This is a genomic window from Selenomonas sp. GACV-9, from assembly GCA_900116485.1.
Lineage (GTDB): Bacteria > Bacillota > Negativicutes > Selenomonadales > Selenomonadaceae > Selenomonas_A > Selenomonas_A ruminantium_G.
In genome coordinates, this window is sequence record FPAX01000002.1 from 13,307 (window position 1) to 38,081 (window position 24,775).

The following is a 24,775-nucleotide window of genomic DNA, read 5'->3' on the forward strand; positions in this document are numbered from 1 at the left end:
AGGACATCATGATATACTTGCTCTTGTTTTGGGAATTCGCCAAAGTCGCCATCTTCTGCGTAGGCGGCGGCTACGCCTCCATGCCACTGATCCAGGCCGCCGTCGTCGACACTTACCACTGGATGAGTCTCAGCGAGTTTGTCGATATCTTCACGATTTCCCAGATGACACCAGGCCCCATTGGCATCAATGCCGCGACCTTTGCTGGCCAGAAGATTGCTGGCTTTCCCGGAGCGGTCTGCGCCACAGTTGGATTCTGTACTCCATCCCTTATCATCGGCATCGCCCTCACGCGCCTGTTTTTCAGCTACGGCGATATCGGCGCGATCCGCGGCGTCCTCAACGGCCTGCGTCCGGCCGTCGTTGCTCTGATTGCGGCTGCTGGCATCAGCTTTGTGGTACTGGCGCTCTGGAACACCGAGACACTGCCCGCCGACCTCACCACGATCGATCCGATTGGCGTACTGATCCTCGCCGGTTCCCTCGTCGCCGTCCGCCGCAAGATTGGTGTCATCCGCATCCTTGCGGGAACAGGAATCATCGGCCTGCTGCTTGGCGTCGCACGCGAATTCCTCTGATTCCCTCACCCCTCAACAATCAGTATGCCGCTGGCATAAGCGGGCAAGGAGGCAGCCTCCCCGAGGCTTACCGTCCGTACTTCCTCATCTTCATAGGACAGCCGCATACAGATATGCAGCTTGGCATCTTGGGGCCACCCCTGCTCAATCAGCAGGGGTGGTATTGTTTTAGAGGTATACTGGCCATCAGTCAGCATCCCGATCACAGTGCCCGGCGCATAGCGCAGGGCAGTATCTGCCGGGCGCCGCCCGTGAAAGCTCACGAGACGGGCATCATGCCAAGGAAGGGCCAGCCGCGCAAAGGCCAACTGCATCGCGCTGATGCCAGGAATCACCGCGATCTGCTCCACAGGAAAATTGCGGCGCAATGCATCGAGCAGCGAATAATAGCCGGGATCTCCCGAAACCATGACGACCACATCATGGCTGGCAAGTTCCTGAGCAATAAAGGCCATGACGCCTTCGATATCCCGCGTGACAGCCATGGTCTTCTGCTCCGTTGATGCTTTAGCAGCGAACTGGGCTAAAGCACGTTTGCCACCGACTAGGGCCTTGGCTGCTGCAATCGCCTTACTGGCCAACGGCACCATGTAATCCGGATTGCCTGGGCCAATGCCGGCTACGATGATCTTATGTCTCACTGTGGCAGTTTCCATCCATATCCCTCCCCGATTTCTTTGGCTGTCGCATCCATGCCTAAAAGCTCGCCGCTCAAGGTCACCATGACGGTACCGACTTTCAGCTTCTGGAACAGATAGCGCTCAGCGCGCAAGCTTGCGCGCTCCGCCAGCTTTTGACATACCTTTTCCTGTAGTCCCGCCTGCTGCAGCACGACCAGTGCATCCTCCGTCGTATTGGCGGCCAATAGTGCCTGTACTCCATCTTGCGGCAGACCTGCCGCTGCCCCATAGGCCGCCATCGTCTCCAACCGGCCATCGGCAATGCGGTTATGGGTGTAGAAAACACCGGCGGCCACCTTGCTGAGCTTGCCGATATGGCCAAACAACAGGATCCGTTCTATCCCACGTTCGGCTGCCGCCTCAAGCATGAACCCGATGAAGTTGCTCGTCTGCACCATAGCTGCTGCTGGCAGATTCCAGCCAGTCGCAATGCGTTCGCCAATCTTGCCCGGCACAAAGATCAGGTCCTTAAAACCGGTTGCCTTCGCCACATCGATCTGCGGCACCAGCGAATTCTTGAACCCTTCCTCGGACATCGGCCGCAGGACACCAGTAGTGCCGATGATTGAGATGCCGCCCTCAACACCAAGGATCGGGTTAAGTGTCTGCCGCGCCAGCTCTACACCAGCCGGAATCGAGATCGTGACCTCAAGCGGTATCGTCTCCTTGCCCAGCACCTCAGCCACAACATTGCGGATAAGCTGCCGCGGCCCGGGATTGATGGACGGCTCTCCCACCGGCACCGATAGGCCAGGTTTCGTCACAGTGCCGATGCCCTCACCAGCCCGGAATATGATTTCCTCTTTTGCGCCAGTCAGATGCCGCACCTGAGTAAATACCGACACTCCGTTCGTGATATCAGGATCATCCCCCGAAAACTTCACGACCTCAGCCTTCAGCCCTGCGGCTGTCTTCTCAACAGCCTTGACAGGAATCGTCAGCTTAGTGCCATCGAGTGCTGTGAGCTCTACCTCCTGCCAGCTTTCTCCGGCTGCATACAGCAATGCCGCCTTGACGCCTGCTGCCGCACAGGCACCAGTCGTATAACCGCTACGCAATTCTTTTGCCACAAGATTCACCTTCTCCAGTATCTATTCCACTGAAACAGCCCCGCCGGTAAGGCTTGACATACCAGCGGGGCTGTTTTCTTTTACTTGTTCAACTGCCTGTTGAGGAAGTCACGGCCAAATACCGTAAGCGTATAATAAAGACCGATCAAGAACGGGATGTATTCGGCAATCAGCCGCCAGCAAACCGCGACAATGCCTACAGTACCAGCCGGGACCGTCTCGCTGAACAGCAGCACGAAACCGCCTTCGGCGATGCCCGAGCCCCCTGGCGTCGGCGTGAAATAGAGCAGCATGTTCAGGAATATCATGCGCCCCATGACCGTATACCAGTCAGCATCCGTCACCCCCAGCCCCAGCAGCAGGCAAGGCACTATCGCATAAATGCAGAGCAGGTTCAGTCCCGACTCGATGAACACCAGCAGCATGCACTTTGGCGCTTGTGACAGCAGATTGATGGCGCTCTTGGTATCACGATAAAAAGCAAACAGCTTGCGCCGCTTCTCATTCTTCATGCGCTTAGAGCATTTGACCACCACATAGTCAAGATAGCCGCGTCTAGCGCCAAGGATGATAGCCAGGATGACCGCGAAAGCCGTCAGCGTTATGCCCATCAAGGTCTCATTCGACACACCGGGAATGATGCCTGCATCATGCAGGAAGATAAACGGCATGCAGACCACTAGGAACAGGATGGACAACAGGGTGCGCACGATGACCAGCACCGTCGCCTTGCCCGTCGGCACCCCCGCATGGCGCAGGAACATCAGCTGGGCCACAGCGCCGCCAGTCGCCCCTGGTGTCAAAAGTGCCAAGAAGTAGTTGCCGAAAATAACCTGTACCGCCTGGTACAAGGTTATCTTCTCATTTGAAATTTTTACCATATGCATCAGCCGGCTGCCATCAAAGAACATGCCCAGACCAACAGCAAACACCGCCAATGCAATCGACCACGGTTGGAATTTGTCCAGATTCCGCAGCGTGTGGATATCGACAGTCGAATAGATGACGATGCCGGATATCACGACGACGAGCAGGATCAAGAACAGGAACCGCTTATAAAACTTATTCATGCAAACCGTCCCTTAGGATAGTTGTAATTCTCATTTAAACCAAGTTTTCCTCATGTGCCGCAAAGGCGCTGTGATTATGTATCGACTCATAGTTCTCACACTCAACCGAGAACCACGCGAGACCTGCGATTCCCCGCAAGGCGAGGACGATATCCCGCAGGATATCCTCGACAAATTTCGGATTCTCATAGGCCGCCTCAGTCACGAACTTCTCATCCTCACGCTTGAGCAACGGATAGATTGGTGACGAGCCCTGCTTTTCCGTAAGCGCCGCCAGATTTTCGATGTAGATGCAATCCACACCAGGCTGGAAACGCAGCTGGATACGTGCGACCGAGCGCTGATTATGCGCCCCGTATTGCGAGATTTCCTTACTGCATGGACAAAGAGAAGTGAACGGCACCTCAACACCGAGCTGGAACTCCAGCTCGCCCCCCCTTTGTTTGCGTCCCGTAAAACAGCAGTCAAGATCGAGCACCGATTTCTTGCCGCTGACCGGCGCCGTCTTGTCCACGAAATATTTGAAGGCCAGCTCTACCTCTGCCGACTGGGCATCGAGATGTTCCAGGGCCTCAGCGAGCATCTTATCGATTTCAGGCTCAGCCAATGGTTTCTGGCTCCAAGGCATCAAGATCTCCAGAAAACGGCTCATATGCGTGCCCTTGTATTCACTGGGCAGGGAAACCGTAAACCGGATGCGAGCCAGTACCTGCTGGAAACCGCCATCCTTCGTCTTGATGAGGAACGGCAGATGTGCATCCTTGATGCCGACACGCTGGATTGCGATTCCCCGGGCATCCTCCCGGCTCTGTACGTCCTGCATTTCAGATTCTCCTCGTTTCATCGTATAATCAGCCACGGATTGCCTGGATTGCTGCCGCCACATCATCAGCACCATAGATTGCCGATCCTGCTACGAGCACATTGGCACCCGCCTCGCGCACGAGCTTGCTCGTCTCTGCATTGATGCCGCCATCGACCTCGATATCACAAGCAAAGCCCATATCCTGGATCGTGTGATAGAGCATATGGATCTTCTCAAGCTGTGACGCGATGAATTTCTGACCGCCAAAGCCCGGATTGACCGTCATGATAAGCACCATGTCCACATCCGGCAACAGCTCCTCGATCATGGCCAGCGACGTGCCCGGATTGACAGCAATGCCCACCTTGCAGCCAGCCGCCTTGATCTGCTGGACAATGCGATGATGATGTTTCGCTGCCTCCACATGGAACGTGATGATATCTGCACCAGCCTCGGCAAACGCCTCAATCTGCGTCTCCGGATGTTCCGTCATCAGATGGACATCGAAGACAGCCTTCGACGTCTTGCGCAGGCTCTTGACCACCGGCGAGCCCAGCGTGATATTCGGTACGAAGGTACCGTCCATGACATCGATATGGATGTACTCAGCTCCGGCATCGGTAACTTTCTTTACCTCGTCTGCCAGGTGGGCAAAGTCAGCCGATAGGATAGATGGTGCAATCTTGATCATTTATATTCCTTCTTTCGTGCAATTTTTTGATTCTCTTTGATCTCTTCGTAGATATTCACATAAGCATCATAGCGTTCCTGGGTGATGGCGCCAGCGGCAACAGCCGCCTTGACCGCACAGTCCGGCTCATGGGTATGGCTGCAAGGCGCGAAACGGCAGCCATCAAGATACGGGCGGAACTCTGGGAAATAGCCCGGTAATTCCTGCGTATCAAGTTCTGTAAGCTCCATCGCGCTGAATCCCGGCGTGTCGACAATGAAACCGCCAGCATAAGGCAAAAGCTCGGCAACGCGCGTCGTATGACGGCCGCGCTTGATCTTCTCGCTAACATGACCAGTCTGCAGAGCCAAGCGCTCATCGATGCAATTGAGGAGCGACGATTTGCCAACGCCAGACGGCCCGGCAAAGACTGTCGTCTCGCCCTGCAGCTGCTGCCGCAGCTCAACGATGCCCTCGCCCTGATGCGCCGAAACGCGCAGGACTGGATAACCGATCTGCTCATAGGCCTTGAGGAACGTTTCGATATCGCCCTCGTATAAGTCCTGCTTATTGACGCAGATGACGATCTTAGGGATGCCCGACCATTCAGCCAGCACGAGGAAACGATTCAAGAGCAGCGGATGGAGATCCGGCTGCGCAGCTGCAAAGGTCAATACCACCTGCGTGATATTGGCCACGGCTGGCCGCTTCAGCAGGCTCGTGCGCGGCAGCTGCTCCTCGACTACGCCGCTGCCGTCCGGCAACCGGTCGATACGCACGCGATCGCCGGGCACAACCCCGACACTCCGCCGCGATTTCTTGAACTTCCCCCGCAGCTTGCAGGTAACCATCTCCTGACCATTTTCCATATCGGTCAGCACATAGAAAAAACTGTTATAGGCCTTGATGACTCGCCCTTCTTGCATGAACGCTCCCTTTCTCAGCGGCTCTTTGAGCCTTCTGTCGAACGCTGCACCGCTGGATTATCATTTTCCTGCTTACTGTTTGTCTTATTGTTTTCTTGCTTGCTCTTCGCGGTGGATGCCTCAGCCACCACCAGGTTGACCGACGTGCCCTCTGCAATGGAGCTGCCGCCTGACGGGCTCTGGCTGATTACCGTTCCCGCCGCCTGCTTGCTGGCCTCCTTCGTCACGCTGCCGACATGGAATCCGGCACTCGTGATGGCCTCCTTGGCTGCCTCTAACGGCAGGCCCGTCACATCTGGAACCGAGGCTTTCTTCTCCTTCTTGCCCTTGCTGACGGTAATATCCACACTCTGACCCTTGGTGATCTTGCTGCCAGCCCGCGGATCCGTCGCAATGACCGTTCCAGCCTCTTCATCCGAATTGCGCTCATAGATCGAGCCTATCTTGAGCCCCATCTTCTTGAGCTTTTCTTCCGCATCGGTCCGGCTCAGGCCTTTGAGATCTGGCATCTCCATGCTCTCGCCGCCCTTGCTGACATAAATCGTGACCAGGCGCTCTTCTTTGACCTTTGCACCAGCCTCAGGATTCTGGGAGACGACCGTACCAGCCGGAACGCTGGCATCATAGGTCTCGGCCACGTTGACGCGCAGCTTCTTGTCCTCCAGGATCTGGCGTGCCAGCGTCATCTGCTTGCCGGTCACATCCGGCACCACGACTTCAGCCGTACTCCAGAACTTGCCATAGCTCATGAATGCTCCGGCAAAGAATCCCATGACCAGTACCATGATAAGGCCAGCAATGAACGCCTTGGATTTGAAGATCGACTTCTCATTCTCCTCGGGTTCCTCGTCCTCATATACGGCAGCATGATTGCGCTCACGGCGCGACACGATGGGCTCCGCCGGTTCTTCTACCCGTGGCAGCACCTGCGTCGCGAAGGGATCCGGCTGGCCCCCATTGCCGTAGCCATGACCAGCCCCCAGCATCTGCTCGGCCTGCTGGATATCGTGCATGAGCTCTGCTGCCACTGGACGCATGGCAGGATCCTTACTCATAGCCCGGGCAACGATTGCCTCAACCACAGGCGGTATTGACGGATCAAGCTGACGCACAGAGGCCGGCTCTTCCTGCAGATGTTTCATCGCAATGCTGACCGGCGTCTCACCCGTAAACGGCAGTGCTCCAGTCAGCATCTCATAGAGAACCACGCCCAGCGAATACACATCGGACTTCGGCGTGATCATCGTACCCTTGGCCTGCTCCGGCGAGAAATAATGTACAGAGCCCACGACATTGCCTGTATAGGTCATCGTGGATTCTGTGACCGCACGAGCAATGCCGAAATCAGCAACCTTGGCACTGCCATCTGGCATCATCAGGATATTGTGCGGCTTGATATCACAATGAACGAGATTATTCGCATGGGCATGTGCCAAGGCACGGGCAATATCCCTCGCAACCTGAAGGGCATCCTCGACAGAAAGATGGCCTTCCTGCTTGATCCTGTCCTTCAGCGTCCGGCCCGGCACATATTCCATGACGATGTAATGGGCATCGTCCATCACGCCAACATCGAAGATATTGACGATATTCGGATGTGACAAGCGTGCAGCCGCCTGGGCCTCACGGTTGAACTTATTGATGAATTCCGTATCGCTCTTGAACTGCTCATGCAGTATCTTCACAGCCACAGGACGATTGAGCAGCAGATCCTGTGCCCTGTAGACATCTGCCATGCCACCACCGCCTATGAGCTCCTGCAGCTCATAGCGCTGATCTAATACACGCTTTATCATTAACTGTTCCTCCTAGACTTTAATACGATCTATCGGACAACTCATACTCTCTCTAATTCTGCAGACTCAGGATTACCTTGCGGGCAATCGGTGCCGCCTGAGTACCGCCGCCACCACCATTTTCGACGATGATGGCAAAGACGATGCGGCGATTGCGCAGTTCTGCCGAGCCGATGAACCAAGCATGATCCTCGCCCGCCGCATTCTCAGCAGTACCGGTCTTGCCCGTTACGCGCACGCCACTGACCTGCGCTGCCCGGCCCGTCCCCTTCGTAACGACGTCTTCCATGAAACTATCGATCTTAGCTGCCATTTCCGGTGTCGTAGCTGTCAGCCATTTTTCCGGACGCGTGTCCGCGATGACTGTTCCCCCTGGCGTAATGACTTGCTGTACCAGATACGGTTTCATGATCGTGCCGCCATTGGCATAGGCAGCTGCCAGCAAAGCCATATGCATCGGCGTCACCAGCAAAGTACTCTGACCGATAGCCGTCTGGGCCTGGTCACCACTGCCCAGCTTGCCGAAGTCGGGCAGATGGGATTTTGCCATGAGTATCTCACCGCCAATGCCGCGGTCAAAGCCAAAACGTGTAAAGCACTTCTTGAGCTTATCATCGCCAAGGCGCATGCCCAAGGTGCCGAACGTGACATTGCACGACTCTGTCAAAGCCTTGCGGAGATCCACCTTGCCATGAACCTCGCCATGGCTCTCACGGATGGAATGTCCGCCGCCAACATCAAGCGCGCCCGTGCAGTCGAAAACTTCTTTCTCATCAGTCACGCCTTCCGTCAGCGCCGCATCAGCAATCATCGGCTTGATGGTCGACCCCGGCGGATACATGCCCTGCACCGCACGGTTCAGCAGTGCGCCGTCCGCCTGCTTCGACAGCTCCTTCCAATTGGCCTCGATATTGTTCGGATCATACGAGGGCGTACTGACCATAGCCAGTATTGCACCAGTATTCGCATCCATGACCACGACGGCCCCCTTGCGGCCACCAAGGCCATCGTAGGCAGCCTGCTGGGCATCGGCCTCAATGGTCAGCTTGACATCATTGCCACGCTCTGACTGAAAGAGCTGTGAGGCCGGCCCCATATGGCTAAGGTCCTCCGATAAGCCCAAGAGTTCGCGGTTGGCATGACCTTCCACGCCAGCACTGCCGATGTTCTCGCCATTGTAGCCAGTCACGGCCGCCATAGCCGCGCCCATCGGATAGCTGCGGCTGCCATCGGGCCGATTCTGTGCCAGCACGCGCCCCTGGGCATCGAGGATTGCCCCGCGCCAGATATCTGCCCGCGCAGCCGCGCCGCGCATGTTCAGCGAATTATTGGCAAGGCCATCCGCCGCCCAGGTCGATAGATAAATGATATATGCGGTCAAAAGACCTGTCAGCACCAGTAAGATTGATGCCGCCTGCAGGATCTGCCGCTTGATTTTCCAATCAGCCATGTTCCTGCTCCTTTGATAACGATAATAAAAGTCCCAATAAAATAAAACTGGATACCAGTGAACTGCCGCCATAACTGATGAACGGCAGCGTAATGCCTGTAAGCGGCAGGAATTTCGTGACACCAGCAATGATGATGAATGCCTGCAAGAGCAGCAGCGAGCAGCAGCCCGCTGCCACCAAGGCCTCCTTTTCCTTGCGGCAGGCCAGTGCAGCCTTGATTCCGCGCCAGAAGAACAGCACATAACAACAAATCAGCATCATCGTAGCAATCAGCCCCATCTCCTCAGCGATAGCTGCAAAGATGAAGTCCGTATGCACCTCAGGAATAAAGCCCGGATGGCCAAAGCCAAAGCCGGTTCCCCAGATGCCCCCCGTGCCGAATGCGAACAAGGACTGCACGACCTGATAGGCCATGCCGTTCGGATCCTGCCACGGATCCAGCCAGATGTCAAAGCGCACGCGCACATGGCCAAAGGCCGCATAACTGGCAGCCGCCGCTGCACCGATAAAGGCAAGCGCCAGGAAAGCATACGACTTGCTGCCTGTAGCCATGTATGTCATGAGCACAGCCATGCCGAAAAACAACAAGGCCGATCCAAGGTCCTTCTCCACGACGAACATCAGGACCGCCATGCCCCAAATACAGATAAGCGGTGCGATGAACCGGATAGGCGGCAGCCGCAAGAACAGGAAGCGCCGCGAGGGCAAGGTCAATACGCGCCGATGATCTGACAGGTACGAGGCCAAAAAGAACACCAGCAGGATCTTGCCAAACTCCGACGGCTGGATCGATATCGGCCCCAGCACGAGCCAGTTCTTGCTGCCGCCAATCTCAGTGCCAAAGAGCAAAGGCAGCCCGAGCAGGAACACGCAGACCAGTCCCAACAGATACGGATAATTGAGCATCCGCCGGATACGTCCCCAAAAGCGCAACACCAGGATCATCACGATCATAGCCACACAGAGCCATTGCAGCTGCCGGATGAGCAACGAAGGTTTCAGGCGGGCAATCTCGACGATGCCGACACTTGCCAGCGTCATCACGATGGGAAACAGGAACGTATCTTCGTGGCGACGGATGATAACGGCCTGGATGAACATGGCCAGCACGATCACACCAGCCAGCCAGGGCACGTAGTTAAGTGGCCCCTGCAGGACATCTGCCGTCAGCTTCGAGCCGCCAGGATTCATCTTGAGATAGAGCACGCTCATGCCACAGAGGACAATGCCCAAGGGCGCAGCCAGCAATCCCCAATTCTTCATGAGCCACACACCACCACAATCGCTGTAATATTGTCTTTGCCACCGCCGGCCAGGGCACGCTGGATAAGTTCCGCCGCCGGGTCATCATAGCCGGCACGGAGGATGCGGCAAATCTCCTCATCCTCGACGGTCTTCATCAGCCCATCTGTCGCCAGCAGCAGGATGTCCTGCTGCTCCACAGGGAAATGTCCCGTGTCGACCTGCAGCTCTGCCTCGATGCCTACAGCCCGTGTCAGATAGTTCCGTTTCGGATGCACCCGGGCCTCAGCCTCAGTAATCGTTCCCTCAACGACGAGATCCTCCACATAGGAGTGATCTCGCGTGACCTGCTGCAGCGAATCGCCGCGCAGCAGGTACAGGCGGCTGTCACCAACATGGGCCCAATAGGCCTCATCGTCTGCCAGGTGCAGGACCGTTGCCGTCGTTCCCATGCCTTTGTAATCGGGATTTTCATCCTCACAGGCCAATATTGCCTGATTACCTGCCAGCACAGCCTGGCGCAGCTCATCTTCCCCGATTGCTGCCACACCGGATAACTGGCGGCGAACGGTATCTGTCAGCATATGGCTGGCAACTTCGCCAGCCACATGGCCGCCCATGCCATCAGCCACCACATATGTCGATGGCTCAAACACCACGGCACAATCTTCATTTCTCGGACGGACCAGACCAACATCGGTGGCCTCGTATACCTGAATCATCCGCTCACCTCTCGAATCTCAATGTGACCATGCCAATGCGAACGATATCGCCTGGCTTGATATAGGCTCTGCCTTCCAACAGATGATCGTTCACATAGGTATGATTCACACTGCCAAGATCTTCAATAACGTATTGGTTGCCATGCTGATAGATAGCTGCATGATGGTGCGATACGAATCCCTCAGGAATCACGATATCGTTGTCTTCACCACGGCCGATGGCAATTTGCTCACTAAAGGCAAACCGCCTGCCAGCAAGGCTTTCCTCTTCAGCCTCCAGCACAGACAGCACCGCCTCATTCTGGCTTGTCTCCGGCCGCCGCTGCTGCTTTTTCTCCTTGCGGATTTCCATGAACATACGCCGCGTAAGTTTCGTGGCAAACCATAGCAGCCATAGCAGCATGCCATATTCGAGTATCACGCGGACACCCTTCAAAATCATCGCCATTGCCGGCAATTCAAATCACCTCATATAATAAAACCGTAGAACCAGCCTTGATCTTATCGCCAGACTGCAGGCAATGCGTCTCCACACGTTTGCCATTGACAAAGGTACCATTGGTACTCTGCGCATCATGCAGCACATGGCGATGCTCCTCATACGTGATCCAGGCATGAAGCCTTGATGCCTTGGTGTCGGTCAGGATGAACTCATTCTTGTCCCGGCGGCCGATATAGATCTTCTTTTCGCCGAATTCCAGATAGGCATCCTTGTCAGGACCTTCGAGCACCGTCAACGATACTGTCTTGTATTCGCGCGGCAGATTGAGGGGCGTGCTGCCCGAAAGGCCTGGCCTTTCAAGGACAATCGTATTCGATGCCGCCTCAGTTTGTTTGGGCGAAGGCAGTTCCTCGTAGGAGGATTTGAGCTCATATGTCCCCATGCCCCGTGCCTTATCCTGTTGGCAGGAAATCTTGAGCTGTCCCGTCATGCGGTAGTTCTGCAGGATAACCTGTTTTTCCACGGCCGCATAAAGTGTATCGATGACACGCTGGGCACAAAACCGCTGATAGTCATCGCCAGATAATATGAACACATAGCTGTTGGGCACCTGATGCATAGGCTTGCCGCGGCCCTGCCGCGCCACTTCCTTCTCAATGCCCTTGATCAGTTCAACAAGCTCCAGATTGCTGCTGAAACGCTTGTTGAAAAAACCTTCGATATGATTCTCGAGAAACGATTCGAGCTTGCCGATTCCCATAAAACAGACCTCCTTTTCCCGTCTGTTTTCCTTTTTGTCCATTATAGCAGAAAGCCTGCGCAATGCCTAGGTTGCGTTTCTTTCCGCCGCCTGCTCACTTGCACAGGTGCTTGTTGCGCAGCTGGCCGCAGGCCGCCTGGATATCTGCCCCCATCTCCCTCCGTACCGTGACATTTATATGATGATCGGCCAGGTATTTCTCAAACCAGTCGATTCGTGCCTTGGACGGACGCATCAGATTGCGCTCGACAACCGGATTGATGGGAATCAGATTGACGCTGGCCAGCTGCCCCTTGAGCAGGGCCACGAGCTCACGTGCTTGCTGCTCACCATCGTTGAGCTGATCGATGAGGATGTACTCATAGGTCACACGCCTTTTCGTCGTATCGGCATAATGCTTGGCCGCTGCGATGACATCGTCCAGCGGATACTTGCGGTTGATGGGCATGATCTCAGACCGCAGCTCCTGATTCGGCGCATGCAGCGATACCGACAGCGAGATTGGCATGCCCTCATCGGCCAGCTTGTACATATTCGGCACGATGCCCGACGTCGACAAGGTAATGTTGCGATAGCCCATGCCCAGCGTATACGGCTCATGGATCAGCCGCAGGAAAGCCACGACATTCTCGTAGTTCATCATGGGCTCGCCCGACCCCATGATGACCATCGTATCGACCTTCGCACCTTCTTCTTCCTCCCGCAGCATATCATTGATGGTCACGGCCTGGGCCAGGATCTCGCCTTTAGTTAGGTCACGCGCCATGCCGTGCAGCGTCGAGGCACAGAACGCACAGCCCATATTGCAGCCAGCCTGTGTCGACACACAGATGCTGTTGCCATAGGGCTGCCGCATCAATACGGTTTCTACTGCCGTGCCATCGGCATATTCGAGCAGGAACTTCGTCGTGCGGTCATCCTTGGAATCCAGACGATCCTTGATGCGCGGGCGGCCGATGTACAGCTCTGCCGCCAGCTCCTCGCGCAGCTGCTTGGAAAGGTTCGTCATCGCCACAAAATCCCTGGCGCCGCGCTGATACATCCACTCGGCAATCTGCTTGGCCCGGAATTTCTGCACCTTATACGGTGCCAGCACCTCCTGCAGCTCCGCCAATGTCATTCCAAATATATCTTTCACGTTTCTTTCCTTTCTAGTCGCTGCGACGCATGCGGGCGATGAAGAACCCGTCCGTACCGTCCTGCTGCGGATAAAGCTGCACCATCTTGTCCTGCCGCTTTTCCCCTGGCAGAAAGGCTCCTGTGTCTTCCAGTACAAATCCCGGCTGCTTCGCCAGGAAGGCCTCGACCACATCCTGGTTTTCGGCTGCCTCAATCGTACAGGTACTGTAAACCAGCACGCCGCCCTTCTTCACAGCTTTGGCCGCACTCATAAGGATTTCCAGCTGCAGGGCCGGCAACGCATCGATTTCCGCCGCAGTCTTGTTCCAGCGCGCATCGGGCTTACGGCGCAGGACGCCGAGCCCTGAACAGGGTGCATCGACCAGCACGCGGTCTGCCTGCTCAGGATATTTCTCCCCGACCTGGCGCGCATCGATGAGCTGTGTCTCGACGATATGGATGCCCAGACGCTCCGTATTCTCTCTGATGCGCTCGAGCTTATGCTCATAGACATCGCCGGCAACAATCAGTCCCTTATCCTGCATCAGCGCCGCCATATGCGTCGTCTTGCCGCCTGGCGCACTGCAGCAATCGATGATGAACTCGCCTGGCTGCGGGTCGACGATATGTGCCACAAGCATCGAGCTCTCATCCTGCACCTGGCAAAGGCCCTGCTGCAAAGGCGCCAGTGCATCCAAGGCACCATGGCGCGTTATGCGTATGCCCTCGGGCGTCCATGCCGAAACCTCCGCCTCGGCCCCCTGCTCAGCCAGCTTGGCCAGCAGTGCCTCACGATCCGTCTTCAAGGTATTCGTGCGCACCGACAGCACCGGCTCCCCATTATCGAAGTCACAAAGATCCCGCGCCGCATGAAAGCCGAATTCCTTGACCCAGCGCTTGACGAGCCAGTACGGATGCTGACTCTTGAGGGCTAGCTCCTCAACACCGTGTCCCTTGCCACTGGGGAACGTTGCCTTTTCCGGCTCCCGCACGGCCGTCCGCAGTACCGCGTTGACGAATTTTGCCGTTCCCGCATTGCTGTATTTCTTCGCCAGGTCGACTGCCGTATTGCAGGCTGCCGATGCCGGCACTTTGTCGAGATAAAACAGCTGATAGATACCGAGCCGCAAGATATCGCGTACCATGGGCTCAATCTTCTTCAAGGGCCGGTTCACATAGCGGCGCAGGATCCAGTCCAGCGTGTCGCCGGCCTTGACTGCACCATATACGAGCTCCGTCACAAAGCGGCGGTCACGATCCTCGATGCCAGCACGGCGCAACTCCCTGACTAACGCCACGTTCGCATAGGCGCCCTTCTCATGCACTTCATTCAAGATTTTTACCGCGGTGTCACGCGCTTTGTCCATTTATTTCTCCTTCGGTATGATAATCTTCTCCAGCTGAGCCTTCACTTCGTCGATATCCACATGGGTGTTATAGCATGGCCCATTGGGACGGATGTTCAGTACGCCCACCGCCGGCAATGGATAGACATCCTGAATACCGCTCATGAGATCGCGCTCACAAGCAATCGCCAGCACAGCCTTTGGGCGCGTCTGATAGACAATCTGCCGCGCCAGCGTACCACCTGTGGCTACGAAAAAGTGAAAGCCCATCTCCTCGGCCAGCGTCACCAGTGCGCCGATGTCACAGCCACCGCAGCGCTTGCAATTGTTCGGGTCACGCGTGATCTTATGCGGGCACGTTGCCAGCTGCAGGCAGTGTGGCGTCACCACAAGCAGCCTGTCAGCCGGCACACGGATTCCCATGCGGGCAAACATCAGATTGCTCGTCGCGATGAATGAACCCTCCAGTTTCCGCCGCCCGATACCAAAGGGCTTTGCCAGCCGCACGGCCACGGGAAACAGTAGATTGATGAGCTCATAAGTCTGGCGCTGCAATACCGGCAGATATGGCAGGTTCAGCACCGCCAGCACCATATTGATTATGCCCAGCAAGGAAACTGCCACCACAATGCCAAAGACAGCACCAACCACCAGCGGCAGCACCGCAGCGATATTGGAAAGTCCCGGCGACGCAATGTACCAGATGCCATACAGCAATGCTGCTGTCAGCATCGCCGTCAATGTCAGCATCGCCAAAAACAAGCGTTTTTTCGGTCGGCCGGGAATCACGATTTTCTTCTTATTCATGGATTGATCTGCCATTGTTAACCTCCAACAAATCTCACCCGTTTCGCATCCTGATTCTCAAAATCCCCTCAGACAAACGCCGCGGGCAGGCTGATGCCATGGCCGTTCAGATAGTCAGCCGCACGCATCTTCTTCTTGCCCGGTGCCTGCAGCTCCAGGATTTCCAGCAACTCATCACCAGCAGCCACCAGCAGGCCTTCTTTCTTGTCGGCCTTGACCACCGTTCCGGGCGCAGCCTCCGTCTTGCTGCCGGTTTTCTTCGTCAGCCAGATTTTATACTTCTTGCCCTCGAGTTCCGTGAAGGCCCCGGGCCAGGAATTGAGACCACGCACCAGGTTATGGACCTGCTGCGCTGGTTTTGACCAGTCAATATGGCCCGTCTCCTTCGTAAGCATCGGCGCATAATTCGACTCACCAGTCTGCGGCGTGCGCGTGAGGCTGCCATCCGACAGCTGCGCCAACGTCTCCATGAGCACTTTGGCGCCCATCGCCATCAAACCATCGTGGACGGCCTCGAGCGTCATATCGGGGCCAATCGGCAGCTCCGCTTTGAGCAGCATATCCCCCGTATCAAGGCCAGCATCCATGAACATCGTCGTGACACCGGTCTTTTCCTCACCGTTGATGACGCACCACTGCATCGGTGCCGCACCGCGATAGCGCGGCAACAGCGACGCATGCACATTGATGCATCCATAGGACGGAATATCGAGGATGCGCTGCGACAGGATCTGCCCGAAAGCCACGACGACCATCAGATCCGGTTTGAGTTTCTCGAGCCTCTCCGTGAATTCTTCCGTCTTGATTTTTTCTGGCTGGTAAACAGGCAGGTCATGCTCTGTTGCCCAGGCCTTGACCGGCGACGGCATGAGTTTCTGCCCACGCCCCCGCGGCTTATCCGGCTGCGTGATGACACCGATGACCTCACACTGCTCATAGAGAGCAGCCAGGCACGGAACGGCAAACTCCGGCGTGCCCATAAAGATTACACGGAACTTCTTCAATCCTGATTCCCCCTGCGGATGCTCTTAGCAACATCGATGAACAACTGTCCTTCCAAATGGTCAAGCTCATGCTGAATGCAGCGTGCGAGCAGGCCCGTTGCCGTCAGGTGCTGTTTCTTGCCCCGGCGGTTCATGAACTCGACCTTGACCTTGGCTGCGCGTTCAACCTCGCCAAAAATATTCGGTACCGACAGGCAGCCCTCCGTATCCAGCTCTGACCCTTCACGGAACGTGATGACCGGATTGATGAGCTCGATGAGACCGTGGTCATCCTGGCAATCGATGATGACCAGGCGGATTGCCTTGCCCACCTGCGGCGCAGCAATGCCAACACCATCGTTCTGGTACATGGTCTCAGCCATATCGTCCATGAGTTTTTTTAGCTGCTTATCGATCTTCTCAACCGGTGCGCAGACTTCCTTCAAAACCGGATCGCCGGCTTTCTTTATCTCTAATAATGCCATTCCATTACTCCTTCGCTTAATATCTGTTTATCGTATTTCCTTCTGTCAGCTGCAGATGATAGACGCGCTGGGCATTGGCAAAGAACACGGCCTCCCAATGCTCGGCTGGAATGATTTCCTGGGTAAACTTGATATAATCCCCAAGATTGGCCAGCGGCCAGTCCGTGCCAAACAGGAACCGGTCGTAGCTGTCCAGATATTCCAGCCAGCCCTTCATGCGGTCGATATAGAAATGCTTTTTCTGCAGGAACGCTGCAAAATCAGGTATCTTTGCCGTAAGGATGCCCGACAGGTCCGCCACGACATTGGGATTCTTCTCGATTACTGCCGCCGCATCCTCAAACCACGGCTCACCAAAGTGGCACATGACAAACTGTACACCACGGAACTTCGTGGCCGCCTCGTCCATGACCAGCGGGTGGCTGTACTTGAGCAGCGCGTCGTTGCTGGCCGTAAGCCCCATATGCACGGCCACCGGCTTCGCATACTTTTGCGCCAGCTCATAGAAAGGCTCCAGGCAGTCATCATAGATGTAGAAATAATTATAGCCTGGATAGAGCTTGAGTCCCACACACTGAGGATTCCGGAAGTGCTGCTCGACCAGCACTGCCTGTGCCTTGATTGTCTCCCGGTCAAAGCCCACGCGGCTGTCGATACCCACACAATAGCTCACGAATGCCGGATACTGCGGTGCCGTGTTCTCCAGCGGCAGGTTGCCCATGACGATGCCATGCACCAGGCCACGGGCACGGTACTGCTCCGCCAGATGTTCTACATTGTTCTCATGACCGGCCGCCTTGGCAATCGCGTCAAAATAGGCGTCCGTCCCCAAGTGCAGATGCGCATCAATAATCTTCATCGCTATCCCTTATTTCTTCAAAGATGCCGCTCCCACTGCAATGCCGAGAACCGTCTCTCCGGCTTTCTTGAGGGAATTCAGCGGCAGATATTCAAAACGGCCATGGAAGTTGGCACCGCCTGTAAAGATATTCGGGCAGGGCAGCCCCATGAACGACAAGCGCGCACCATCCGTGCCGCCGCGGATTGGCTGCACATCCGGCGTTACGCCGCAGCCTTCCATTGCCTGCTTTGCCAGCTCCACCACATACATATTGCCATCCTCGATTTTCTCGAGCATGTTGTAATAGACATCATGCGGCGTGATTTCCACCGTACCTTCCCCATACTTTGCGTTGAGGAAGTCAGCTATCGTCTGCAGCATGGCCTTGCGGGCCTCAAACTTCTGACGATCATGATCGCGAATCAGCATATGCATCGTGCACTTCTCCACGCCACCCTCAAGCTTGTGGACCTGATAAAAGCCTTCATAGCCTTCCGTATACTCCGGCTTTTCGCCTGCCGGCAGCATCTGCTGCCATTCAGCGGCTACGCTCAGCGCATTGATCATCTTGCCCTTGGCGCTGCCCGTATGCATGCTGCGGCCATGGAACGTGATTGTCGGATTGGCCGCATTGAAGTTCTCATACTCAAGTCCGCCGAGCTCGCCACCATCAATCGTATAGGCAAAATCAGCCGCGAACTTCCCGACATCGAAACGATCTGCACTGCGGCCTACCTCTTCATCCGGCGTAAAGCCAACGCGAATCTTGCCATGCTTGATTTCCGGATGCTGGACAAGGTACTCCATGGCACTCACGATAGCCGTGACGCCAGCCTTGTCATCAGCGCCCAATAGCGTCGTGCCGTCGGTGAACATGATGTCCTGTCCCTTATACTTGAGTACCTCAGGGAAATCCTTCGTCGAGAAAATGATTGGCCCATTCTCATTGAGCACCACATCGTTGCCATCGTAGTCTTTGATGATCTGCGGCTTGATGTCGGCCCCCGAAGCGTCTGGGCTCGTATCCACATGGGCGATGAATCCGACGACCGGCGCATCCGTTACGCCATTTGCCGGCAGCGTCGCCATGACATAGCCATGATTGTCAAGATCGACCTCCTCAAGGCCAATCTCCTTCAATTCCTCGGCCAGATGCTTGGCCAATACCAGCTGCCCCGGCGTACTCGGGCATACCTTATCATTTTCTTCATCAGACTGAGTATCAAAGCTGATGTAGTCCTTAAAACGTTTTACTAATACATCCATTTCCAGTTCCATGGATAAAGCACCTCGATCAATATTTCTATTTATACATCATTACATTATAGCAAAGTTCATCTTGAAAGTCCAAACTCGTCTCTTTCCCCGCTAAAAACACAAGCACATAAAAATGCCGCCTGCAACCGCAAGCGGCATTCTGCTGACTATTCAATTATCGGCCCATCACCTGTCATGCCTGATGCTTTTGCAGTCTCACGGCGCAAACCTTATACTCAGGCTGCTTGGATGCAGCATCAAACGCATCAAGCAGCACGCGGTTGATCATGCGCTCCTTGACCTGATCGTGGAACGGCACATAGACCAGCCCCTTGCGCGGACGGCCGCGGCCATTGAGATGTGCCTTGAGCGTACAAGTTGCCCGACGTGAAATGACGTCGACCTCATCCCCCTCGGCAATGCCAAGGCCAGCGGCATCCTCAGGATGGATCTCCACATACATCTCACCGACAACATTCTTGAGCTCCGGCACGTTGAAGGTCATCGTGCCCGTATGCCAGTGCTCGAGAATGCGGCCCGTCGTCAGATAGAAAGGATACTCAGCATCAGGATTCTCCTGCGGATCGACCTGCGGCCGTGCCCAGATGACGGCGCGGCCATTCGGACGGCCGTAGAATTCGATGCCATCCGGCGCATCTTCCTTGACATATGGATCCCAGGGACGCGCATAGCGGATATAAGTCTCAGGCTTATCATCCCCCGGCACCGGCCAGGTCAGTCCGTGTTCCTTGCGCAGGCGGTCATAGGATGCCAGCTGCATCGCTGTTCCCTCCTGACACTTCTGATATTCCTTCCAGACATCCTCCGGCGTCTTGAACGGAACGAGATCATCATAGCCAAGACGCTTGGCCACCTCGATGAGTACCTCAAGGTCTGGCTTGGCCTCCCCCGGCGGGTCGATAGCCTTAGCCAGATGCTGGGTGCGGCGCTCGCCATTGCCGTAGACGCCTTCCTTTTCCATCCAGAGTGCTGCCGGCAGGACAACATCGGCAAGCTCCGACGTACGTGTCGGATGATAAGCCTCCGAAACCACCATGAAGGTCTTCTCCATGCCAGGACGGTAATACTCGAGATTTGGCAGTGACTGCCCCGGATTCGTGCACATGACCCAAAGGAACTTGAGCTTGCCCTCTACAGCGGCCTTGAACATCGCCAACGTATGATAGCCTGGCTTGCTCGGCATGCGCGCGGGATCGATGCCCCAGATCTTTGCGAGCTCCTCACGATGTTTCGCATTGGCCACCAGACGATGCGCCGGCAAGATATGGGAAAGGCCGCCCGTCTCGCGGACAGAACCACAGGCACTCGGCTGGCCAGTCAGCGAGAACGACGAATTGCCCGGCGAGCAGATCTTGCCCGTCAGCAGATGCAGGTTATGGACGAGGTTGTTGACCCAGACACCACGCGTACGCTGATTGAGGCCCATGCACCAAAGCGACATCGTCTTGCGGCCCGGAGCTGCAAACAGGCGCGCCACCTCACGGATAGTCTGTGCGGGAATCCCCGAAATAGCCTCGACCTTTTCCGGTGTATAATCCTGCAGGAAAGCCTTGTATTCATCAAAGGACAGCTTGTCCGTCCCCTTCATGAATTCCGTGTGGCGGTCGATAAATCCCTGATTGATCAGATTCTCTTCAATGATGACCTGCGCCATCGAGTTAAGCAAAGCCAGATCACGGCCCGGAATGAATTCCAGGTAGTAGTCGGCAATATCGCCAGTGCGCGTCTTGCGCGGATCGGCCACGATGACCTTGACATCGGGATTGGCATTCTTGCGGTCAATCAATCGCGAGAACAACACAGGATGCGCCTCGGCCGGATTGGCACCGATGATGAAGAACGTATCGGCCTCCTCGATGTCTGCATAGGTGCCCGACGGTTCATCTTCGCCAAACGAGGTCATGAATCCAGCCACGGCCGACGCCATGCAGGTACGCGGATTGCCATCGATATTGTTCGTACCGATGCCGGCACGGATGACCTTCTGCGCTACATACGTCTCCTCAGCAAAGGTCTGCCCCGAACCGTAGAAACCGATGGAATCCGGGCCATACTGGTCAACCGATTCCTTGATCTTGGAAACGATGAGTTCAAGGGCCTCATCCCAAGACGCTTCGACAAACTCGCCATTTTTTTTGATCAGCGGATGCAGGACGCGATCCTTCGTGTTGATGATCTTCGGCAACAGGATGCCTTTGACACAAAGGCGTCCCTTATTGACGGCACAATCGGGATCCCCCTTGACCGCCACGATCTTATTGCCCTTGACACCAGCCAGGACACCACAGCCAGTACCGCAGTAACGGCAAACGCCCTTTACCCATTTTTCCGCATCTTCGGCGCCTTTCGGCCCATTTTGCGTATCGCGGTCTTTCGAAGTACAGCCGGCTGTAAGCATGGCACAGGAAACAGCCATCGCTTTCAGGAAATTTCTACGCGTTATCGATTTCATCATTATGCCTCCTTACAGCTTGCCCATGTTATCGAGATGGCAGGTGTAGCAGCGCTCACGGCCCGGCACATCCATATTCACCTTGTCATCATGGACGACGCCCGTATGACAGGTCAGGCAGTTCATGCCATTCTCGAAATGTTTGGCCGTATGCGGATCTTTATGTTTTGCCGCCACTTCACTGTTCATGATCTTATCCTGATGGCAGATATAGCAGTTGACCTTCTTATGGGCATCGGTCATCTTGATGGGATCTGGTACCTGACCAGTCACATGCAGGAACAACTCCTGCGTGCCCTGCCACTTCGACTCGATCGTGCCCCGAAGGCCCGGCTTCTCATGGCAGTCAGCACAGCCAACCCCAGCCTTCGCATGTATCGAGTGATCATAGCTCTGCGCCATAGGTGCCATCTCATGACAGGTCGATGAGCAGAACGAAGTCGTATTCGTCGCCTCGATCATAGCCGTTGACACACCAAGCAAGGCAATGCAGGCCAGTCCGGCCACAGCAATGTACTTGAGTTTGAATTTCTTATCTGGCAATTCTGATAATTTCATTTCACTTTCCCTCCCCAAGCGCGTCTTCTCCTCTTCCACGCCAAGTAAACCTGATAGCCTGCTTATCACAGGCATCTATACAGTCACCACAGTTCGTACACAGATACGATTCTTTCCAATTGCCGCTCCCCGGATATGTTCCCATCGAGCAGGCAGCGCGGCATTTTCCGCAGCGCACACACCGCTTCGCATCGACCTGCAGGAACAGGCGGCGCTTGATTCCCAGCAGTCCATAGACAGCACCGAGCGGACAAAGCGCACGGCACCAAATCTTCTGCCCCCAAACCAGTGCAGCCAGCAATACCAGCGCCACCAGCAGCAGTTCACTCCCCCAGCCAAACAACAGCACGCGCAGCAGCGAAAACACCGGCGAGATCGTATTATTTACAGGTACCGCCAAAACCAGCGACAGCAGCAGCACCATGACCGCAATGCCAATCGGCAGCGTCTTGCGCACCAGCTGCCTTTCTTGGCGCCGCGGCAGCAGCTCGAGCAGGAAGTTCAGTGGGCAGATATAGCTGCAAAACACTCTCCCCAGCAGCAAGGCCAGTACCACCAGCGGCACAGCCGAAAGCCACAAGGCCGGCCAGATAGATTTGCCAGCCAAGGTGATCTCGAGAACCGACAACGGGTCCGTCAGTCCCACACCCAGGAAATCCGCCGATATATAGGTACCAACCCAGACCGTCCCGAGGAAGTACACCGGCGGAAACAACCAGCCGATGGCTGCGAGCTGGATCAGGCGGCGGATGTATTTCTTTTTATTCTTCATGCCAACCGCCTCCTATTCCCGTACCCGCACATGCACGGCCTTGGGATTTCCCAGACAGACATGCTCGCACATGCCGCAGCCCGTGCAGTAATCCGGATCGATGATTGGGTACTTGAGTTTCTCGAGCTTGATGGCCTTGCCATATTGCGGACAAGTACGGTAGCAGGTCTGGCAGTCATCGTCACGGCGTGCAATGCAGAGATCCTGATCGATGACGGCAACGCCCATACGTACCTCTTCCTTCGGGATCTTCTTCAAGGCACCTGTGCTGCAGACCTCCGTACACTTCATGCAGAGGTCACAGGGATGCTCAAGCGGTGTCATATACGGCGTTCCGACTGCCAGCAGTCCATCGTCAGCATGGGCAATCTGGATACAGCCCAGCGGACATACCTCGGCACACTTGCCACAGCGGGCACACTTGGCCAGGAACATCTCCTCTGCCTCAGCCCCAGGCGGCCGTAGCATCGGCGCTGCCCGGCCCTTGCCAATGCCGAATACCAGGCCAAGGACTCCGGCGCCTGCCGCCATCTTGATAAACGTGCGTCTCTCCATATCCATCCTTCCCCATTATCCCTCGACACTCTTATTGTGGCGCAAATAGCCGCAGTTACTATTATAATTATAGCGTTTTCTATCAACCCATGATGTTGCGACAATCACCTTACTGAAAATTTTGTGATAAAAATCAAAGACATGTCATTTCGCGCACAAAAAAAGAACTGCTGAATGCTCAACAGTTCTCTCTAGCATGGAATATGAAGTCAGGCAAAGACCTTGCCACCAATGATTGTCTGTCTGATATTGACACCATCGTCAAAGATGACGATGTCAGCGCGCTTGCCAGCTTCCAGTGAACCAAGCTCCGCATAAAGCCCGAGTTCCTGCGCCGGCGTCTTCGTCACCATCTCGATGACCTCTGGCAGTGGCGCCCCTGTATTCTGCCAGAAATGAGCCACGCAGCGGTTCATCGTCGCGACACTGCCTGCAATCGTCCCATCCGCCAGTGTCGCCAGCTCGCCTTTGACAAACACAGCCTGGCCGCCGAGCTCCGAGGGCCCATCGCCAATGCCACAGGCCCGCAGCGAGTCAGTGATCAGGATGATATGCTTGCCGCCCTTGGCCCGATACAGCAGCCGCTGAGCCGCAGGATGGGCATGCACATTGTCGGCGATGATCTCACAGTTAGCCGCCGAGTCGAGGGCCGCTCCGACAACGCCAGGATTGCGATGATGAAATGGTGTCATTGCATTATAAAGATGCGTGATGTGATGGACACCGTGATTTTCGATGGCATCCATCACCGTATCATAGTCGGCTGCCGTGTGGCCAATCGATACCGTGGTTCCCGTCTGCTCACAGGCAGTAACAAACGTGTAATCTGGCAGCTCTTCGGGGGCTAGCGTGATGATGCGCACAACATCCTGCCACGGCTCGACCAGCGAGAAATCTGCCTGGCGGATATTCTCTTCGGCCTGCGCCCCTTTCTTGGCCGGACTGATGAAGGGTCCCTCCATATGCGCACCAAGCACGCGCGCTCCCTCTGGCTGCTTCTGCATGCATTGGCGGATATGGGCAAATGCCGTTTCCACTTCCTTCCAGGCACAGGTCATCGTTGTCGGCAGGAAGCCCGTGACACCGGTCTTGGCCTGCAATCTTGCCATGCGCGGCAAGGCCTGCGCATCGTCATCCATCGTATCCATCCCATCGCAGCCATGCACATGGACATTGAGGAAGCCCGGCGCTACATAGCCGCCCCCAGCATCGATAATACTTTCTGCGGGCAGAACTGCCGCTTCCTGCGCATCAACGATGGCTGCGATGCGCTCCCCCTCGCAAAGGATCGCCTTGTCCGTCACGATGGCAAAGTCTCCCTTGGCATCGGGCAGGAAGAACCGGCCATTGATGATTGCAATCATAGC

25 protein-coding genes are annotated in these 24,775 nt (G+C 55.7%); 1 reads left to right on the forward strand and 24 read right to left on the reverse strand.

What is annotated here, in order from left to right:
• Window positions 1–8: 8 nt before the first annotated feature.
• Complete coding sequence (locus BM322_RS03295) at window positions 9–578, forward strand: chromate transporter (RefSeq protein ID WP_075428491.1); 570 nt, start codon at window positions 9–11, stop codon at window positions 576–578.
• Between the two features lie 5 nt (window positions 579–583).
• Here the strand turns inward: BM322_RS03295 and cbiE are convergent, their stop codons facing one another.
• The 24 genes from cbiE to nagA all read right to left on the reverse strand — a co-directional run bounded on the left by cbiE (window position 584) and on the right by nagA (window position 24,772).
• On the reverse strand, window positions 584–1,234 hold the full coding sequence (gene cbiE / locus BM322_RS03300; RefSeq protein WP_075428492.1) for a precorrin-6y C5,15-methyltransferase (decarboxylating) subunit CbiE: 651 nt from the start codon (window positions 1,232–1,234) through the stop codon (window positions 584–586).
• Window positions 1,216–2,328 carry a cobalt-precorrin-5B (C(1))-methyltransferase CbiD gene (gene cbiD / locus BM322_RS03305; RefSeq protein WP_075428493.1) on the reverse strand — a complete coding sequence of 371 codons (1,113 nt, stop codon included), beginning with the start codon at window positions 2,326–2,328 and terminating at the stop codon, window positions 1,216–1,218. The genes cbiE and cbiD overlap by 19 nt, the downstream gene beginning before the upstream one ends.
• A gap of 80 nt (window positions 2,329–2,408) precedes the next feature.
• On the reverse strand, window positions 2,409–3,398 hold the full coding sequence (locus BM322_RS03310) for a lysylphosphatidylglycerol synthase transmembrane domain-containing protein (protein ID WP_075428494.1): 990 nt from the start codon (window positions 3,396–3,398) through the stop codon (window positions 2,409–2,411).
• 34 nt (window positions 3,399–3,432) lie between these two features.
• Window positions 3,433–4,221, reverse strand: coding sequence for a GTP cyclohydrolase FolE2 (folE2, locus tag BM322_RS03315; RefSeq protein ID WP_075428495.1), 789 nt, complete (start codon window positions 4,219–4,221; stop codon window positions 3,433–3,435).
• 28 nt (window positions 4,222–4,249) lie between these two features.
• A complete protein-coding gene (gene rpe, locus BM322_RS03320; protein WP_075428496.1) occupies window positions 4,250–4,894 on the reverse strand; it encodes a ribulose-phosphate 3-epimerase in 645 nt (214 codons plus the stop codon).
• Window positions 4,891–5,799 (reverse strand): ribosome small subunit-dependent GTPase A, encoded by a 909-nt coding sequence (gene rsgA, locus BM322_RS03325; protein ID WP_075428497.1) that lies wholly within the window; start codon window positions 5,797–5,799, stop codon window positions 4,891–4,893. Before rsgA ends, rpe begins: the two co-directional genes overlap by 4 nt.
• Before the next feature lie 14 nt (window positions 5,800–5,813).
• Window positions 5,814–7,595: a Stk1 family PASTA domain-containing Ser/Thr kinase gene (pknB, locus tag BM322_RS03330; RefSeq protein WP_075428498.1), complete on the reverse strand. Its 1,782-nt coding sequence runs from the start codon at window positions 7,593–7,595 to the stop codon at window positions 5,814–5,816.
• Between the two features lie 52 nt (window positions 7,596–7,647).
• Entirely contained in the window at window positions 7,648–9,045 is a 1,398-nt protein-coding gene (locus tag BM322_RS03335) for a penicillin-binding protein 2 (protein WP_075428499.1), read from the reverse strand.
• A complete protein-coding gene (locus BM322_RS03340) occupies window positions 9,038–10,309 on the reverse strand; it encodes an FtsW/RodA/SpoVE family cell cycle protein (RefSeq protein ID WP_075428500.1) in 1,272 nt (423 codons plus the stop codon). Before BM322_RS03340 ends, BM322_RS03335 begins: the two co-directional genes overlap by 8 nt.
• On the reverse strand, window positions 10,306–11,010 hold the full coding sequence (locus tag BM322_RS03345; RefSeq protein ID WP_075428501.1) for a Stp1/IreP family PP2C-type Ser/Thr phosphatase: 705 nt from the start codon (window positions 11,008–11,010) through the stop codon (window positions 10,306–10,308). The genes BM322_RS03340 and BM322_RS03345 overlap by 4 nt, the downstream gene beginning before the upstream one ends.
• Window positions 11,011–11,014: 4 nt before the next feature.
• A complete protein-coding gene (locus tag BM322_RS03350; RefSeq protein ID WP_407047824.1) occupies window positions 11,015–11,458 on the reverse strand; it encodes an FHA domain-containing protein in 444 nt (147 codons plus the stop codon).
• A 10-nt stretch (window positions 11,459–11,468) separates the two neighbouring features.
• Window positions 11,469–12,212 (reverse strand): FhaA domain-containing protein, encoded by a 744-nt coding sequence (locus BM322_RS03355; RefSeq protein WP_075428503.1) that lies wholly within the window; start codon window positions 12,210–12,212, stop codon window positions 11,469–11,471.
• A gap of 94 nt (window positions 12,213–12,306) precedes the next feature.
• Window positions 12,307–13,350 (reverse strand): 23S rRNA (adenine(2503)-C(2))-methyltransferase RlmN, encoded by a 1,044-nt coding sequence (gene rlmN, locus BM322_RS03360; protein WP_177220810.1) that lies wholly within the window; start codon window positions 13,348–13,350, stop codon window positions 12,307–12,309.
• A gap of 13 nt (window positions 13,351–13,363) precedes the next feature.
• A complete protein-coding gene (gene rsmB / locus BM322_RS03365; RefSeq protein ID WP_075428505.1) occupies window positions 13,364–14,698 on the reverse strand; it encodes a 16S rRNA (cytosine(967)-C(5))-methyltransferase RsmB in 1,335 nt (444 codons plus the stop codon).
• Window positions 14,699–15,499: a DUF116 domain-containing protein gene (locus tag BM322_RS03370; protein ID WP_075428506.1), complete on the reverse strand. Its 801-nt coding sequence runs from the start codon at window positions 15,497–15,499 to the stop codon at window positions 14,699–14,701. It abuts the gene before it with no gap.
• A gap of 53 nt (window positions 15,500–15,552) precedes the next feature.
• Window positions 15,553–16,488 (reverse strand): methionyl-tRNA formyltransferase, encoded by a 936-nt coding sequence (fmt, locus tag BM322_RS03375; protein ID WP_075428507.1) that lies wholly within the window; start codon window positions 16,486–16,488, stop codon window positions 15,553–15,555.
• Window positions 16,485–16,952: a peptide deformylase gene (gene def, locus BM322_RS03380; protein ID WP_075428508.1), complete on the reverse strand. Its 468-nt coding sequence runs from the start codon at window positions 16,950–16,952 to the stop codon at window positions 16,485–16,487. Before def ends, fmt begins: the two co-directional genes overlap by 4 nt.
• 16 nt (window positions 16,953–16,968) lie before the next feature.
• Window positions 16,969–17,811 carry an amidohydrolase family protein gene (locus BM322_RS03385; protein ID WP_075428509.1) on the reverse strand — a complete coding sequence of 281 codons (843 nt, stop codon included), beginning with the start codon at window positions 17,809–17,811 and terminating at the stop codon, window positions 16,969–16,971.
• Between the two features lie 9 nt (window positions 17,812–17,820).
• Entirely contained in the window at window positions 17,821–19,071 is a 1,251-nt protein-coding gene (pepT, locus tag BM322_RS03390; protein WP_075428510.1) for a peptidase T, read from the reverse strand.
• A gap of 172 nt (window positions 19,072–19,243) precedes the next feature.
• A complete protein-coding gene (locus tag BM322_RS03395) occupies window positions 19,244–21,526 on the reverse strand; it encodes a molybdopterin-dependent oxidoreductase (protein ID WP_318254516.1) in 2,283 nt (760 codons plus the stop codon).
• Between the two features lie 9 nt (window positions 21,527–21,535).
• Complete coding sequence (locus BM322_RS03400; RefSeq protein WP_075428512.1) at window positions 21,536–22,081, reverse strand: NapC/NirT family cytochrome c; 546 nt, start codon at window positions 22,079–22,081, stop codon at window positions 21,536–21,538.
• 1 nt (window position 22,082) lies between these two features.
• Window positions 22,083–22,853, reverse strand: a complete 771-nt coding sequence (locus BM322_RS03405; RefSeq protein ID WP_075428513.1) for a 4Fe-4S binding protein — start codon at window positions 22,851–22,853, stop codon at window positions 22,083–22,085.
• Between the two features lie 12 nt (window positions 22,854–22,865).
• Window positions 22,866–23,408 carry a 4Fe-4S dicluster domain-containing protein gene (locus tag BM322_RS03410; RefSeq protein WP_075428514.1) on the reverse strand — a complete coding sequence of 181 codons (543 nt, stop codon included), beginning with the start codon at window positions 23,406–23,408 and terminating at the stop codon, window positions 22,866–22,868.
• A gap of 209 nt (window positions 23,409–23,617) precedes the next feature.
• Entirely contained in the window at window positions 23,618–24,772 is a 1,155-nt protein-coding gene (gene nagA, locus BM322_RS03415; RefSeq protein WP_075428515.1) for an N-acetylglucosamine-6-phosphate deacetylase, read from the reverse strand.
• Window positions 24,773–24,775 lie beyond the last annotated feature (3 nt).

Coding starts and splice junctions, on each gene's coding strand:
- BM322_RS03405 (WP_075428513.1), bottom strand. CDS start 22,853: ATGAAGAATAAAAAGAAATACATCCGCCGCCTGATCCAGCTCGCAGCC.
- BM322_RS03395 (WP_318254516.1), bottom strand. CDS start 21,526: ATGATGAAATCGATAACGCGTAGAAATTTCCTGAAAGCGATGGCTGTT.
- BM322_RS03385 (WP_075428509.1), bottom strand. CDS start 17,811: ATGAAGATTATTGATGCGCATCTGCACTTGGGGACGGACGCCTATTTT.
- BM322_RS03410 (WP_075428514.1), bottom strand. CDS start 23,408: ATGGAGAGACGCACGTTTATCAAGATGGCGGCAGGCGCCGGAGTCCTT.
- rpe (WP_075428496.1), bottom strand. CDS start 4,894: ATGATCAAGATTGCACCATCTATCCTATCGGCTGACTTTGCCCACCTG.
- BM322_RS03335 (WP_075428499.1), bottom strand. CDS start 9,045: ATGGCTGATTGGAAAATCAAGCGGCAGATCCTGCAGGCGGCATCAATC.
- BM322_RS03400 (WP_075428512.1), bottom strand. CDS start 22,081: ATGAAATTATCAGAATTGCCAGATAAGAAATTCAAACTCAAGTACATT.
- nagA (WP_075428515.1), bottom strand. CDS start 24,772: ATGATTGCAATCATCAATGGCCGGTTCTTCCTGCCCGATGCCAAGGGA.
- pepT (WP_075428510.1), bottom strand. CDS start 19,071: ATGGAACTGGAAATGGATGTATTAGTAAAACGTTTTAAGGACTACATC.
- rsmB (WP_075428505.1), bottom strand. CDS start 14,698: ATGGACAAAGCGCGTGACACCGCGGTAAAAATCTTGAATGAAGTGCAT.
- rsgA (WP_075428497.1), bottom strand. CDS start 5,799: ATGCAAGAAGGGCGAGTCATCAAGGCCTATAACAGTTTTTTCTATGTG.
- BM322_RS03350 (WP_407047824.1), bottom strand. CDS start 11,458: ATGGCGATGATTTTGAAGGGTGTCCGCGTGATACTCGAATATGGCATG.
- cbiE (WP_075428492.1), bottom strand. CDS start 1,234: ATGGAAACTGCCACAGTGAGACATAAGATCATCGTAGCCGGCATTGGC.
- BM322_RS03310 (WP_075428494.1), bottom strand. CDS start 3,398: ATGAATAAGTTTTATAAGCGGTTCCTGTTCTTGATCCTGCTCGTCGTC.
- pknB (WP_075428498.1), bottom strand. CDS start 7,595: ATGATAAAGCGTGTATTAGATCAGCGCTATGAGCTGCAGGAGCTCATA.
- BM322_RS03340 (WP_075428500.1), bottom strand. CDS start 10,309: ATGAAGAATTGGGGATTGCTGGCTGCGCCCTTGGGCATTGTCCTCTGT.
- BM322_RS03370 (WP_075428506.1), bottom strand. CDS start 15,499: ATGGCAGATCAATCCATGAATAAGAAGAAAATCGTGATTCCCGGCCGA.
- BM322_RS03345 (WP_075428501.1), bottom strand. CDS start 11,010: ATGATTCAGGTATACGAGGCCACCGATGTTGGTCTGGTCCGTCCGAGA.
- folE2 (WP_075428495.1), bottom strand. CDS start 4,221: ATGCAGGACGTACAGAGCCGGGAGGATGCCCGGGGAATCGCAATCCAG.
- def (WP_075428508.1), bottom strand. CDS start 16,952: ATGGCATTATTAGAGATAAAGAAAGCCGGCGATCCGGTTTTGAAGGAA.
- BM322_RS03295 (WP_075428491.1), top strand. CDS start 9: ATGATATACTTGCTCTTGTTTTGGGAATTCGCCAAAGTCGCCATCTTC.
- BM322_RS03355 (WP_075428503.1), bottom strand. CDS start 12,212: ATGGGAATCGGCAAGCTCGAATCGTTTCTCGAGAATCATATCGAAGGT.